Here is a 14,519-nt window from a genome sequence, read left to right on the forward strand (position 1 = left end):
GTAGACGTGCTCGGGGGAGGCGCGCGTCACGGAGGGGTAACACGCCACGCCCTCGACGCGGACGGCCGGGGCGTCGCTCCTTCCCTCGCCATCACCCCCGTCGGCCCTATCGTCCCTCCCGCCCCCACCGCCGTCGTCGCCGTCGTCGCTCGCCTCGTCACCTCCGCCCTCGACGGCGGCGAGTTCCGTGCTCTGTCCCGCCACGGTGCGGTCGTAGACGGCGAGCAGCGCGTCGACGCGCTCGCCCGTTCCCGGCGCGGAGAGGACGGTCCGCTCGTCGTGCGTGAGCCGGAAGCGGACGTCCGGGTGGGCGAGCGCGTAGCGCGAGACGGCGTCGCTGATGCGGGCGAACTCGCGCTTGGGCGTCCCCAGCGACTCGCGGCGCGCCGGCACGCGATCGAAGAGGTCGCGCACCTCGACCGTGGTCCCGACGGCGTGGCCCGCTGCCTCGACGCCCGTCCCGCCCTCGCCGACGGTGACGCGCGTGCCGCTCGCCCCCTCGCCCGCGGCCCGCGTCGTCACTGCGAGGTCGGCGACGGACGCGATGCTCGGCAGGGCCTCGCCGCGGAAGCCGAGCGTCCGTACGCGCTCCACGTCGTCGACGCCCGAGATCTTGCTCGTGGTGTGGCGCTCGACGGCGAGCACGGCGTCCTCGCGGCTCATCCCGTGGCCGTCGTCGGTGACGCGGATCAGGTCGAGTCCGGCGTTCTCGACTGCCACCTCGACGCTTCCCGCGCCCGCGTCGAGGCTGTTCTCGACGAGTTCCTTCACGACCGATGCGGGCCGGGTCACCACCTCGCCGGCGGCGATGCGCGCGACGGTCGCCTCGTCGAGTCGTTCAATCGTCGCCATCGAGCCTCCGTTGCAGGTCGTGCAGGTAGGTCAGCGCTTCGAGCGGGGTCATGTCTGCGATGTGTAGTCCGCCTATCTCGGCTTCGAGCGCGGATGTGCCTTGCGGCTGTGGCGGTTCGGCCCCTCGCCGGCCGCGTCTCCGGTCGCGCCGTCGGCCGGATCGTCGGGTGCCTCGTCGCTCGCACTGCCGGCGTCGCTCCCGACGCCGGAGCCGTTGGCGCGCGCGCGTCCGTCGCGCGCCGCCGAGTCGCGATTCGGGCCCGCCCCTTCGCGGTCCTCTTCGCCGGCGAACGCCGCGAGCGTGATCGCCCCGTCGCCGCCGTCTCCCGGCTCCTCGTCGCCCGGGAGGCCGTCCGCGAGGAGCGCGCGCGAGCGCTCGATGACCGTCGGTGGGACGCCCGCCAGCCGGGCGACCTCGACGCCGTAGGAGGCCTCCGCCGCCCCCTCGACGACCGAGTGGAGGAACGTCACCTCCTCGCCGTCGCGCTCGACGGTGAAGTGGAGGTTCGCTACGCCCTCGCGGTCGGCGGCGATCCGGGTCAGCTCGTGGTAGTGGGTGGCGAACAGCGTCGTCGCGCCGACCGCGTCGTGGACGAACTCCGTCACCGCCCACGCGATGGCGCGCCCGTCGGCCGTGCTCGTCCCCCGACCGACCTCGTCGAGCAGGACGAGCGAGTCCTCGGTGGCGTGGTGGAGGATCTCCCTGAGCTCGGCCATCTCGCGCATGAACGTCGAGTGGCCGCCCGCGATGTCGTCGCTCGCGCCGACGCGGGTGAACACGGCGTCCGTCACGGGGAGGCGCGCCCGCCGGGCGGGGACGAAGCTCCCCACCTGCGAGAGCACGACGATCAGCGCCACCTGCCGCATGTAGGTGGACTTCCCGCTCATGTTCGGGCCGGTGATGACCGCGACCCGCCGGTCGCGCAGGTCGGCGTCGTTCGGGACGAACGCCTCCTCGGTCGTCTCGACGACGGGATGGCGGCCCCCCTCGACGTGGATCCCCTCCGCGCCGAACTCGGGGCGGACGTAGTTCCGCGCGACGGCCACGTGCGCGAGGGCTGCGAGCACGTCGAGCTCCGCGAGCACGCCGGCGACGCGCTGGACGCGCGCTGCCTCCTCGGCCACCTCCGCGCGCACCTCGGCGAACAGGCGGTACTCGCGGGCGTCGGCGCGCTCGGCCGCGCCCAGGATCTCGTCCTCGCGGCGCTTCAGCTCCGGCGTGTAGAACCGCTCCGCGTTCTTCAGCGTCTGCCGGCGCGTGTAGTCGTCGGGGACGCGGTCGAGGTTGGGGTTCGTCACCTCGATGTAGTAGCCGTGGACCTCGTTGTAGCCGACCTTCAGCGAGTCGATGCCGGTGCGCTCGCGCTCGTCGGCCTCCAGGTCGGCGACCCACTCGCGGCCGTCGCGCTCCGTCGCCCGCAACTCGTCTAAGTCCTCGTCGAACCCCTCGCGGATGACGCCTCCCTCGGTGATCTCGATGGGCGGCTCGGGGTGGATCGCGCGGCCGATCAGTCCCCGCACGTCCTCGAGCTCGTCGAGCGCCGCGCGGCGCTCGACGAGCGGGTCGCTCTCCGCGTCGGCGAGGGCGGCCTTCACCTCGGGCACCGCGTCGAGGGTGTCCTTCAGCGCGCGCAGGTCCCGGGCGTTCGCCCGCCCCCGGGAGACGCGCGTGATGAGCCGCTCGACGTCGTAGACGTCCCTGAGCAACTCGCGGACCTCCTCGCGGACGAGCGACAGCCCCGCGAGTTCCTCGACGGCGTCGTGGCGCGCCTCGATCCGCTCGCGGTCGACGAGCGGCCGCCTGAGCCAGTGGGTGAGCTCCCGCCGCCCCAGCGCGCAGGAGGTCTCGTCGACGACGCCCAGCAGGGTGTGATCGTCGCCCCCCTCGCGGTTCTCGAACACCTCGAGCGAGCGGAGCGCGGTCGTGTCGAGTCGCATCCCCTCGCGCGGATCGTAGCGCGCGATCCGCGTGAGGTACGCCAGTCCCCCCGCTTCGACGCCCTGGGTGTACTCCGCGTAGGCGAGCAGTGCCCCCGCCGCGCGCACCTCCGCCGCGTCGCGGAGGGCCTCGCTCGCGCCGTACGCCTCGACGCGTTCGCGGGCGGCCTCGACCTCGAACGCCGACTCGCGGAAGGGCGTTCGCATCCCGTCCACCTCGAAGTCGTGCCCGAGGTCGGGCGCGGCGATGACCTCCGCGGGAGCGAAGCGGTCGAGTTCGTCCTGCACGACGGTCGGCGACGCGCTCGTAACGCGGAACTCGCCGGTCGAGACGTCGATGAACGCGACGCTCGCGCGGTCGCTCTCGGTCGAACCCGCCAGCGCGGCGACGTAGGTGTTCCCGCCCGCTGCGAGGAGTTCGTCCTCCAGCACGGTGCCCGGCGTGACGATGCGCGTCACCGCCCGCTCGACGACGCCCGACGCCTCCGAGGGGTCCTCGATCTGGTCCGCGATCGCCACCCGGTAGCCCGCGTCGAGCAGCGCCTCGACGTAGGGGGCGACGTTGTCGATGGGGACGCCCGCCATCGGGTAGGTGCCCGTCGAGTCCTCGCGCTTGGTGAGCGTTATCTCGCAGACGCGAGCGGCCTCCTCCGCGGCGTCGCAGAACAGCTCGTAGAAATCACCGACCTGAAACAGGACGAGCGCGTCGGCGTACTCCTCGGTGAGCGCGAAGTACTGCGACATCATCGGCGTCAACTCGTCGCGGTTCGCCGCCATCTTCGCGGGCGGCCCGGTGACCGATTCCATGTCCGGACACGGGCGACGGAGGTACAAGTGTTGTGCGTCTCGGGTGCTCGCCCGACGGCCCGATCTGCGTTCCTCTCAGCGCAGCCACGTCGTCAGGATCGTCCGCGTCAGCCCGAGCGCGTACCCGAGCCTCGGCTTCTTGGTCGTGCCCGCCTGGCGCTCCTCGACGGTGATGGGGACCTCCCGGATGCGGAGGCCGTTCTTCCGGGCCTCGATGATGAGTTCCGGCGCGCTGAACCGCTCCTCGGTCAGCGTGAGCCGCTCCAAGTCCGAACCGCGGATCGCGCGGAACCCGTTTGTGCAGTCGGTGATGTCCGCGTCGGTCAGCGTGTTGACGAGGACGGTGAACGCCCGGACCCCCGCGCGTCGAACCGTGCCGTTCCCCGACTTGTCGACGCCCTTGTGCCGTGAACCCATCACGTAGTCGGCCTCGCCGTCGACGATGGGACGAACCAGCCGCTCCAGTTCCTCGACGGGATGCTGTCCGTCGCCGTCCATCGTGACGACGATGTCCGTGTCCGCCTGCGCCGCGATCTCGAAGCCGGTCTTCAGCGCGCCGCCCTGTCCCTGATTGACGGGGTGTTCGACGACCATCGCGCCCTCGATGCGGGCGCGCGAGGCCGTCGCGTCGGCGGACCCATCGGAGACGACGACCGGAACGACGTAGTGGTCGAGCACTACCTCCGGGAGCGACTGGACGACCGTTCTGATGCTCTTCTCCTCGTTGTACGCCGGGATGACGACGTGGATAGTGGGTTGGTTACCGCCGTCCGTGTACGTCGTTCGCTCGGCGGCCATCTTGTCGATCGAGAGCTGCCGGGTTAGCTCGCCGAGCTTTCCGCGCGTCTCCCTGAGCGTTCCGAGAAGGTAGAGACAGAACGCGATGAAGCCGAGGTTTCCGACGAGCAGCATGGTGACGACCCGATTCTCGATGTCCAGGGCGGCCCCGACGACGTCGTACACCGTCGGGAAGAACCCGACGAGGAAGATGCCGAGCGCGATCGTACCGGCGATGTACAGGTCGATCTTCACGAAGCGCCGCCGATACCGCAGAACGCCCCACAGTAACACGAGGCTGGCCACCGCCAACAGGAACAGGGACTGAGTCGATACCGTCACCATTTCGATTCACCCATCGCTACTCTACTCCCGATATTCAGACCCATTATCATTCCATTTCAACTCATCTAATATAATGCTTATCTAGAGCTGAAATATAGTAAGAAAACTGTTTATGTACGGGTGCGTTATCATTCGACTGACAGCCAGAGGTGCGTCTCCAGGTAGGCGTTCTCGACCGACGGATCCTGCGGCGGGGGCCCGCGGTAGAGCAGGAAGACCAGTCGCAGTCGTCCCGTCGTCGAGGGCGCGTACGTGACCGTTCCGCGCGTCGCCTCGTCGTGCGCCAGCGAGACGTCGAACCGATCGACCTCGCGGGTCGCCGTGACGGTCGTCTCGTTCCCGTCGCTCCGAACGCGCTGCAGTTGGACGACGAGCGTGTACCTCGTGCGCTCGTGTTCGTGGTTCTCGACGCCGACGATCACCGATCCGCGCTCCCCGCGAGTGAGGTTGGTGTCGTAACCGTCGGCGACGAGTTCGCCGTCCTCGCCCTCCGTCAGGAGGTAGAGCTCGGAGTACTGATCGCTCTGTTTCGGCGACACGAGCGCGTACGTGACCCCCGACATGGCGATGAGCACGCTCAGCGCGAGCAGGACGTTCAACGCTCGATCGGTTCGCGTGTCCGCCCGCAGCGGGCCTGCCCGGAGCGATCCGTACCACTCCCGGTACGGGACGGCGAACCGTTCCTCGGGGGGCAGTCGAGCGCGCCGCCTCGCGGCGACCGCCGTCGCGGCGATCGTGACGGCGCTGACGACGAGGAGGATCGGGACGAGTCGCACCCCGAGGGGGGTGAAGTTGAGCACGAGCGCGAGCATCGGGACGACCGCCACGCTCGTCCCGATCGAGAGCGCGACGCGCGCGACGCCGGTGATGCCGTCGCCGTCCTCCGCCGACTCCGGGGCGCGCTCGGGAAAGAGCGCGGCCACGAGGGCGTAGCCGGGAACGAACAGCACGAACGCGAGCGCGAGAACGACGCGTATCGGGGTCTCGCTGAGCACCGGGGCGACGGCGAAGACGTCGGCGAGGAGCGTCAGTCCGACGACCGCGACCAGATCCGCCGGGAGTTCGCGGATCGGACGCGGGACGAGCAACCTGAGGGACATTGTATTATGTCTATCGTGCTTGGATAAAAACGCCCCTGTCAGTCCGCGGTCGGTTCCTCGTTCGTCGCGTCGAAGCGACCGGCGTCGTCGAGGACGCGCTCGGCGATGGCCGTAGAGAGGCGGCCGGGGGCGAACGCGGCCCGCTCGTACGCCCGGGTGAGGGATCGAAGCGAGTCCGCCTCGTCGTCGGAGACGTGGTCCGCGCTCTCGGCGTAGAACTCCCAGTGCGTGCGTCCCTCGTCGACGTCGGCGCGCCGTGCAAGGCGTTCGCGGACCGCGAGGTACGCGGCGACGACTCCCTCGTTGGTCTCGCCGCGGTCGATCAGTTCGCGGGCGCGTTCGAGCGAGTGATCCGTCCCCTCCACCTCCCCGATCGGCTCGCCGGGCTCCTCGTCGCGCTCCTCGATCGCCTCGTTCACGCTCGGCCGCTCCCGATCGGACTCCTCGCGCCGCCGCCGCACGGCGTACCAGGCTCCGAGGCCGAGCGCGGCGATCAGGCCGGCCGCGACCGGCGCGAGGTCGGCGAGCCAGTCCTCGGCGGTGCCCCGTTCGATCCGCGCCCTCGCCTCGGCGGTCTCGAGGTTCTTCCCGCTCCCGTCAAAGAGCGCGCCGAGGACGAGCGTCGCGTCGTCGCGCTGGGACTCGGAGATCGGGACCGTCCCGGAGAACGTGCCGTTCTCGTCGGTCCGAACCTCGGTCGTCGCGGTGCCGTTGATGCCGAGCAGGACCGTCTCGTTCGCGACTGAGCGGCCGTCACCGGACGTCAGTCGGCCGTCGACGGCGACCGCGCTCTCGTTCACCCGCGAGGCGTTGATGACGAGCGAGGTGTTCGTCGGCTCGACGGCGAGCGTCGTCGTCGCGTTCCCCGGCGCGATCGCGCGTCCGGGGCGTGAGGCCGTCGCGACGACCGGCTGGTCGCCCGCCGGGACGTCGGCCGGCAGGCGAACCGTCGTCGCGAACGACCCGTCGTCCGCCGGCATCCCCTGAGCGACGACCTCGTCCCCGATCCTGATCGCAACGGGGACGCGGACGCCGCGGTCCTCGACGCTGACGCGCCCGGCGACGGTGACGTTCGTGCCGAGCGAGGCGGTATCGGGCCGCCGCTGGACGGTGACGTTCGGCTCGACCTGCTCGACCGAGATCGGGATCGAGTCCGTGGAGTTGAAGTACGGCGACCCTCGCTTCGGCAGGTACTCGATGCGCACGTCGCTCGCGTTCGACGGGATCTGCGTGGGTCGGTACTCTATCTCGAAGGCCCCGTCACCGTCGGTCGTCGTGTCGTAGGTCCGGTTGCCGACGCGCAGTCGGATCTCCTCGTCCGCGACCGCGGTCCCGTTCTCGGCCGAGAGGTCGCCGCTGATCGCGAGGGGGTCGGTGAACGACGCCTCGTCGCCGTCGCCTTCCACGTCGAGGGTCGTCCCGACGAACGACGTCTCGCGGACCTCCTCCTGGCGCTCCGTGATGTTCTCGGCGACGTTCGTCGTCGCGCGCGACGTCGTCGAGAAGTTCTGACCGGTCTGCGATCCGAGCCGGTCGTAGCCCTCGGTCGCCTGCCCGGCGTTCTCGTTCACGTTCTCACTGATCCGCTGGAGTTTCCGCGCCAGCTGCCGCGCGCGCGTCTCGTTACCCTCCTCTCGCGCCTCGCGGTACTGCTCCAGCGTCCGGTTGTACTGCGAGGCGCCCTGGGTGACCTCGCGCTGGTTCTCCCTCGTGCGCTCGTACGTCCGGGTCGTGTTCGTCTCGCCCGAGACCTCGATGAGTCGACTGAGTTCGCTGTCGTACTGGTCGCCGAGGAGCCGCTCCGCGCTCTCGTACTCCCCTCGCTGAGTCGGACGGAGCTCTCGGCGAGGCGATCGGAGAGCGAGTTCACGAGGTATCGCTCGACCTCGCTCATGTCGCCGTCCCCACTCGCTTCGTTCGGGTTCTCGTGTCGCGTCGTCTGCGTCGAGTTGTCGGCCTCGTCCTGCTGTAGCGGGGCGGTCGCCGCGCCCGGGCCGGCGGCTCCGGCCGCCGTGGCGAGGACGAGCACTGCACACAACGCGAGCGTCAGTCGGGTCACTACGGTTCACTCCGCGCCCACGGCAAATGTATTTTATTCCCGAGTTCACCAGTAGATTCAAACATTGGTAGTTAGTTGTAATTACATGGAATTCACTCGACGGTACTGGGCGGCCGTCGCGCTCGCGGCCGTCCTCGCGGCGTTCGCCGTCGTCTCAGGCCGCGTCTGGCCGCTCGTCGTCGGCGTCCTGATCTGTGCCTGGGCGATCGCCCAGCAGGTCGCGTTCGTCCTCGCGGTCGGTCGCCTCGACGACGCGCTGACCGTCGAACAGTCGATCGACGCGGACGTCGTGACCGACGCCCCCGTGACCGTCTCGCTCGCCGCCCGTACCGACCGCGAGACTCGCCTCGACGTTCGCGTCGAGGCCGATCCCCCGGTGACGGCCGACGCCGACCCCGACCGGGACGTACGCCTCCCGTCGGGAACGACCGAGGCTGAGACGGCGTTCGACGTCGCGTTTCCGGTCGCAGGCCGCGCGACGTTCGACGCGCCGACGGTCACTGCGACCGGTTCCGCCGGGCTGTTCCGGACCTCGTTCGCCCACGGCGAGCCCGTGACCGTCGAGGTCGGGTCGCGCACCCCGGAGGAGATCCACGTCGGACGCGGGAGCGCGGACGTCGGCGTCGCCTACGGCGAGCACCCGGGACTCCGTTTCAGCGCCGGGACCGAACCGGCGGGCGTCCGGGGTTACGTTCCGGGCGACGCGGCCCGCCGGATCGACTGGAAGGCGACGGCGCGCCTCCACCAGCTACAGGTCCGGGAGTTCGAGAGCGAGACGACGCTGTCGACCGTGTTGCTGTTCGACCACGGCTCCTCGACCGGCGAGGGGCTCGCCGGCGAGACGAAACTCGACTACCTGCGGGCGGTCGCCCACAGCATCGTGGACTACGCGGTGCGGGCGGACGACCCGGTCGGCTGTTACACGGTCGACGATCGGGGGATCACCTCCCGCCTGTCGCCGGGGACGAGACGGGAGTACGTCGAGACGATAGAGCGGCGGCTCGACGAACTCACCGCCGCGGGTGATGGCTCGTCGACCGCGACGGCCGTCCGTCCGCTCTCCGCCCGGCGCGTCCCCGTCCTCGACGGCGCGTTCGGACGGACGATCGAGGCGTACCTGTCCTCGGGGGTCGTGGAGACGGCCGACCGGCCGCTGGTCGCCGCCGCGGGAACCCTCCGATCGCGACTCGGCGGCGGTCGCGTCTTCGTCCTGACCGACGACGCCGATCGGTCGGCCGTCCTCGACACCGTCCGATCGCTCGTCGGCGGGGGCATCGAGGTGGTGGTCGTCCTCGCGCCGACCGTCCTCTTCGGTCGGCGGACGATGGACCGGATCGACGCGACCTACCGCGAGTACGTCGAGTTCGAGCGGTTCCGCCGCGAGCTCGATCGGCTACACGACGTCACCGCGTTCGAGGTCGCGCCGGGCGATCGACTGCGAACCGTCCTGTCGGCCGCCCCGAGCCGGCGAGGTGGAGCCCGTGCGTGACCGGTTTCCCCGCGCGATCGGTGGTCCGCGCTCGGCCTCGCGGGGATCGCGACGACGGCGGTCGGGCTCTCGGTCGCCGCCCCCGTCGGACTGTTCGCCGGCGCGGCGCTGTGCGCGACCTGGTTCCTGACCCGGTTCGGCGCGGTGGCGTTCGGGGCCGTCCTCGCCGGCGCGCTCGTCCCCGGGACGGTCCCGCCGGGGCCGTCCGGGGTGCTCGTGATCCTCGGCCTCGCCGGCGCGCTGGCGGGCGAGCTCCGCGACGCGGCCGCGCCGGCCGAGGCACTCGTCGCCTTCGGGGCGCTCGCGCTCGTCGCCGCGGGCGTTCCGACGCTCGCCGCGCAGTTCCCGCTCTGGCAGACCGCCTCAGGGACCGCCGTCGTCGTCGCGATCGTCGCCTACGCGCTCTACCGCTACGAACTGGTGCGCCTCCGACTCGTCGAGGTGGACGCGTGAGCGTCGAGGCGGACGGGGCGACCGACGCGCGGGGCGGCGATCCGACCGACGCGGCGGACGCGGAGGAACTCGCCGTGCGGGTCGAACTCCTCGCCGCCGAGAACCGGCGGCTCCGCGAGGCCTACCGCGACGCGATGCGGACGCGGTACCGACAGACCGCGATCGCGTTCGGCGCGATCGGAGCGCTCGCCCTCCTCGGCGGGGCGTTCTTCCCCGGGTCGCGGACGGTCCTCTACGCGCTCGGCGGAACCGGCGTCTTCGCCGGCGTGCTCACCTACTTCCTCACGCCCGAGCGGTTCATCCCCGCGCGGATCGGCGAGGCGGTCTATCGGACGCTGGCCGACGACGTGGCGACGATCGTCGGCGAACTCGAACTCTCGAACGAGCGGGTGTACGTTCCCCGCTCCGGCGACGCCCGGTTGTTCGTCCCGCAGTTCGCGAGCTACGACGTCCCCGCCGACGAGGACCTCGACACCGCGTTCGTGCTCGCCGGGCGGGGGGAGGAGCGCGGCCTCGCGCTGACGCCCACGGGACTCCCGCTGGCGGAGTTCTTCGAGGACACGCTCGACCGCTCGCCCGGCGACGCGGCCTCGCTCGCGCCCCGGCTCGCCTCGGCGCTCGTCGATCAGTTCGAACTGGTCGAGCGCGCCGAGGCGGACGTCGACGCGCGCCGGGGTCGCGTCAGCGTCGGGGTCGCCGGCCCGGCGTACGACCCGGTCGACAGCTTCGACAACCCGATCGCCTCGCTCGTCGCCGTCGCCGTCGCGCGGACGCTCCAGCGGCCGATCTCCTCTCCGTCGTCGAACCGGACGACGAGCGGTACGACGCGCTCGTCGTCTGTTCGTGGGAGGCGGCGGAGGACGAGGCGGCGGGCGACGGTTCGCCGTCGAACGCGGAGGCGGGGACGAACGCGGACGCGGAGACGGACGGCGCGCGCTGACCGTCGGGCGGCCGTCGCTCACTCCATCGGTTCGACGACCCGCTCCCCGGCGTCGAGCCCGTTGTGGCGGTCGAGCGAGACGCTCCCGGGGGGATCGACCCGTTCGAGGAGGTCGGCGACGACGTCGCTCTCCGTCGCCTCGCTCAGCTCGGCGTCGGTGTGGAGGATGAGCCGGTGGGCGATCACCTGGTGGGCGAGGCCCTTCACGTCGTCCGGGATGACGTACGACCGATCCCGGAGCAACGCGCGCGCCTTCGACGCGTTGAGCAGTGCGAGCGACGCGCGGGGGGAGGTCCCGTGCCGGACGTCGGGGTGGTCGCGGCTGGCGGCGATCAGGTCGAGGACGTACTCCTTGACGGGGGGCGCGACGTAGACGTCGTCGAGGCGTTCGCGGTACGACCGCAGCTCGTCGGGCGACGTGATCGCCTCCACGACCTCGGGGCCGAGCGTCGGCTGCTCGTCGAACTCGTCCAGGATCTGTCGCTCCTCGTCGCGCTCGGGGAGGTCCATGACGAGTCGTTGCTGGAAGCGGTCGCGCTGGGCCTCCGGGAGTTCGAACGTGCCGACCATCTCGATGGGGTTCTGCGTCGCCACCACGAGGAACGGATCCGGAAGCTCGAGCGTGTCCCCCTCGATCGTCACGCTCCGCTCCTGCATCGCCTCGAGGAGCGCGCTCTGGGACTTCGGCGTCGCGCGGTTGATCTCGTCGGCGATGAGGACGTTCGCGAACACCGGTCCCCGGTGGAGTTCGAACTCCCCGGTCGCCTCCCGGTAGATGTGCGTTCCGGTGATGTCGGCCGGGAGGATGTCGGGGGTCATCTGGATGCGGTTGACGTCGAGGCCGCTCGCCCGGGCGAAGAGGTTCGCGACGGTCGTCTTCGCGACGCCGGGCACCCCCTCCAGCAGGACGTGACTGCGGGTGAGGAGTGCGATCGCCAGCCCCTCGACGACGTCAGTGTTCCCGACGAGGACCCTCCCGACTTCCGACTGGAGCTCCGAGTAGAACTCCGCGGGATCGCGCGTGTTCATCCCTTCGGGGTTAATTTCGAGAGGACTTAAACCTTATATAAACTGAACGGAAACCTTCTCGAGTAGGAGAGTTATCCGTCGCGTCGTTCGACGACGGCGTCCGCGACCCGTTCGACGCGCCGTTCGTCCCACTCGGGGTGAGCGTCCGCGAGGTACGCGACAACCTCGCCGCGGTCGAGTCGTATCGAGGCGGGGTCCGGCCGCGAGCGCGCCAGCCCCAGTTCGGCCGCGAGGTCGGCGACGACGCCCCGTCCTCGCAGCGTCGGCCACCGCGCCCACGCGCCGACGAGGCCGACGAGCAGCGTTCCGAGGGCGACCTGGAGCGCCGCCGACTCGCGCAGCGCGAGGACCGCGACCGCGAGCGGCGGGAACCGCTCCGCGTGCGAGAAGTCGAGCGCGACGCGGTCATGCTCCGCGAGGAGCGCCGCGACGAAGGCCCGGTTTCCGGGGCGGTCGAGCATCGCGTTGATGAGCGCGCTCGCGTCGCTCACGACGATCACGCGCCCGTCGCCGATGCGCTCGCTCGTCGCGACGGGGTGACTCTCCATCGGCTCGCCCTCGTCCGGTCTCTCGTTCCCGTTCGCGTCGAGGTAGCCGTACCCGGAACTGGAGACGAGCACCGTCGCGCCGTTCGGCCGCAGCACGGTTCCGTAGTTGAGGGTGAGGTTCTCCGTCCCGACCGCGGATTCGTTCGAGACGTTCGTCGCGACGGGGAGCGCGGGCGAGCGGTAGTGGTGTTGCTCGTCGCGAAGCGTCCGGCCGTCGACCCGCGTGCTCGCGTTCAGCGAGGCGAGCAGGTCGTTCCCGTGCGGGCCGAAGTCCTCGGCGACCACGAGCGTCCCGCCGCGCTCGACGAACGTGCGGAGCCGCGCGCTCTCGTTCGTCTCGTAGGGCTCGTCGGGCGAGAGCACGATCGCGACGGTCCCGTTGGCCCGGAGTCGGTCGTACTCGGTCGTCGAGCGGACGACCGTCGGCTGCGCGTCGGCCTCCTCCGAGAGCGTCCTCAGCTCGCTCGCGCCGTTCCACCCGAAGTTGTAGAGTCCGAACGACGCGCCCGAGGTACCCGCGGCGGTCCCCACGCCGAGCAGGACGACGAGGGCGAACGCGAGCAGCGCCGCGCGCGGCGGATCTATGTCGAGGTCCACCGTCAGACCACCCCCTGCGGGAGGAGCGCGAGCACCCGCCGCACGACCAGGTACGCGAACGCGACGAGGCCGAGGACGACGAACCAGCGCAGGCGGCGTCGCCACGCCGTCGTCGCGTTCACCGGCGCGGTCACCTCGATGAGCACGAGAAAGCCGAGATACGAGAGGACGAACACCAGATCGAGCGCCAGCGCGCCGAGCGCCGCGAGGACTACGATGACGCAGAGCGTCCACGCGAGGTGCCCCGAGACGAATCTCATCCGTCGAGCCGTAGCCATACCTTTTCATCAGGCGCATCCAATACGAATCTATCGGGGGCGACCGGCGGGACGGCGAGTCGGACCGACTTTACGACTCCCGCGCGCAGGGCCGACCATGTGGCCCTGGGGACACCTCGCGCTCGGATACCTCTGCTATCACGTCTACGCCCGTCGGTCGGGCGAGGCGGTGGACGCGAGCGCCGTCGCCGCGCTGGCGCTCGGGACGCAACTGCCCGACCTCGTCGACAAACCCCTCGCGTGGTCGCTCGGGGTCCTGCCCGGGGGCCGGTCGCTCGCCCATTCGCTCCTCTTCGGGGTCGGCCTCGCGCTGGCCGCCGTCGCCCTCGCCCGCCGGTTCGACCGCCGCGACCTCGCCGCGCCGCTGCTCGTCGGGTACGCCTCGCACCTCCTGGGCGACAGCGTGGCACCGATCATCGAGGGGGCGTTCCACGAACTCGCGTTCCTCGCCTGGCCGCTGCTCGCCCTCCCCGAACCGTCCACCGAACCGAGTTTCGGCGCGCACGTGGCCACGATCGGGCCGTCCCCGATGCTCGTCGTCGAGTTCGCGCTGGTGGGACTCGCCGCGGTCGCGTGGCTCCGCGACGGCAAACCCGGCTGGGGTGCCCTCCTCACCGTCCTTCGTCGTACCGCCTCGGCGTCGAGTCGATAGCGGGGACGAGCCGACCCCCCTCGAGCACGAGCGCCCGGTCGAACCGACGCGTGAACTGGGGGTCGTGGCTGATGACGACGAGCGCGGTGTCCAGGCGCTCGTGCGTTCTGAACAGCAGTTCGATGACCGCCTCGGTCGTCTCGGGGTCGAGCTGGCCGGTCGGTTCGTCGGCGAGGACGACCGACGGCCGGTTGGCCAGCGCGCGGGCGAGCGCGACGCGCTGTCGCTCCCCGCCGCTGAGCGACGGCGGGTACTGCTCCGAGACGTCCTCGATGCCGAGGTCGGCGAACAGCTCGTCGAGCCAGGCGTCGTCGACGTTCCCGGCGTGCTCCTGGGGGACGCGCGCGTTCTCCCGGGCGGTGAGGTCGTCGAGTAGCTGGAAGTCCTGGAAGACGAACCCGATGACGTCGCGCCGCAGTCGGGCGCGCTCGGCCTCGCTCGCGGCCGAGACGTCCCGCCCGTCGACGACGACCGACCCCGAATCCGGCGTCGCGAGGAGTCCGAGGACGTTGAACAGGGTCGTCTTCCCCGACCCGCTCTTCCCCCGGACGAGCAGCGACGCGTCCCGGGGGACCGAGAGCGAGAGGCCGTCGAGCACCGCCGTCCCGCCGCGCCGGACGACGAGGTCGGCCGCGGTGATGATGGGTTCGCCCAC

The 14,519-nt window shown here is 71.0% G+C and carries 10 protein-coding genes and 3 pseudogenes; 4 read left to right on the forward strand and 9 right to left on the reverse strand.

The annotated features are described in order from the left end of the window. Positions 1-231: 231 nt before the first annotated feature. From mutL to P1K31_RS00025, 5 genes and pseudogenes are all read right to left on the reverse strand, one after another. Positions 232-852: pseudogene (gene mutL, locus P1K31_RS21825) on the reverse strand (DNA mismatch repair endonuclease MutL); the annotation flags it as partial. 72 nt (positions 853-924) lie between these two features. Next, positions 925-3,597, reverse strand: coding sequence for a DNA mismatch repair protein MutS (mutS, locus tag P1K31_RS00010; protein ID WP_276304243.1), 2,673 nt, complete (start codon positions 3,595-3,597; stop codon positions 925-927). Between the two features lie 75 nt (positions 3,598-3,672). Then, complete coding sequence (locus P1K31_RS00015) at positions 3,673-4,716, reverse strand: glycosyltransferase family 2 protein (protein ID WP_276304212.1); 1,044 nt, start codon at positions 4,714-4,716, stop codon at positions 3,673-3,675. A 131-nt stretch (positions 4,717-4,847) separates the two neighbouring features. Beyond that, on the reverse strand, positions 4,848-5,819 hold the full coding sequence (locus P1K31_RS00020; RefSeq protein ID WP_276304213.1) for a DUF1616 domain-containing protein: 972 nt from the start codon (positions 5,817-5,819) through the stop codon (positions 4,848-4,850). Between the two features lie 38 nt (positions 5,820-5,857). After that, positions 5,858-7,390 carry a DUF4129 domain-containing protein gene (locus P1K31_RS00025; RefSeq protein ID WP_276304244.1) on the reverse strand — a complete coding sequence of 511 codons (1,533 nt, stop codon included), beginning with the start codon at positions 7,388-7,390 and terminating at the stop codon, positions 5,858-5,860. 573 nt (positions 7,391-7,963) lie between these two features. Here P1K31_RS00025 and P1K31_RS00030 point away from each other — a divergent pair. The 3 genes and pseudogenes from P1K31_RS00030 to P1K31_RS22200 form a co-directional block, all read left to right on the forward strand. Continuing rightward, positions 7,964-9,367 carry a DUF58 domain-containing protein gene (locus tag P1K31_RS00030; RefSeq protein WP_276304215.1) on the forward strand — a complete coding sequence of 468 codons (1,404 nt, stop codon included), beginning with the start codon at positions 7,964-7,966 and terminating at the stop codon, positions 9,365-9,367. A gap of 24 nt (positions 9,368-9,391) precedes the next feature. Continuing rightward, a pseudogene (locus P1K31_RS00035) lies at positions 9,392-9,820 on the forward strand (DUF8163 family membrane protein); the annotation flags it as partial. A 74-nt stretch (positions 9,821-9,894) separates the two neighbouring features. Beyond that, positions 9,895-10,575: pseudogene (locus tag P1K31_RS22200) on the forward strand (DUF7982 domain-containing protein); the annotation flags it as partial. 203 nt (positions 10,576-10,778) lie between these two features. On the opposite strand, the gene P1K31_RS00040 reads toward P1K31_RS22200, so the two are convergent. From P1K31_RS00040 to P1K31_RS00050, 3 genes are all read right to left on the reverse strand, one after another. Next, positions 10,779-11,789, reverse strand: coding sequence for an AAA family ATPase (locus tag P1K31_RS00040; protein ID WP_276304218.1), 1,011 nt, complete (start codon positions 11,787-11,789; stop codon positions 10,779-10,781). Between the two features lie 71 nt (positions 11,790-11,860). Continuing rightward, a complete protein-coding gene (locus P1K31_RS00045) occupies positions 11,861-12,934 on the reverse strand; it encodes a DUF4350 domain-containing protein (RefSeq protein WP_276304219.1) in 1,074 nt (357 codons plus the stop codon). 2 nt (positions 12,935-12,936) lie between these two features. Continuing rightward, complete coding sequence (locus P1K31_RS00050; RefSeq protein ID WP_276304220.1) at positions 12,937-13,212, reverse strand: DUF8044 family membrane protein; 276 nt, start codon at positions 13,210-13,212, stop codon at positions 12,937-12,939. Between the two features lie 97 nt (positions 13,213-13,309). Here P1K31_RS00050 and P1K31_RS00055 point away from each other — a divergent pair, with 97 nt between their 5' ends. Beyond that, entirely contained in the window at positions 13,310-13,864 is a 555-nt protein-coding gene (locus tag P1K31_RS00055) for a metal-dependent hydrolase (protein ID WP_276304221.1), read from the forward strand. Here P1K31_RS00055 and P1K31_RS00060 read toward each other — a convergent pair. Next, positions 13,824-14,519 carry an ABC transporter ATP-binding protein gene (locus tag P1K31_RS00060; RefSeq protein WP_276304222.1) on the reverse strand — a complete coding sequence of 232 codons (696 nt, stop codon included), beginning with the start codon at positions 14,517-14,519 and terminating at the stop codon, positions 13,824-13,826. The genes P1K31_RS00055 and P1K31_RS00060 overlap by 41 nt on opposite strands.

Origin of the sequence: Halomarina halobia, assembly GCF_029338575.1 — an archaeon.
Classification (GTDB): Archaea; Halobacteriota; Halobacteria; order Halobacteriales; family Haloarculaceae; genus Halomarina; species Halomarina halobia.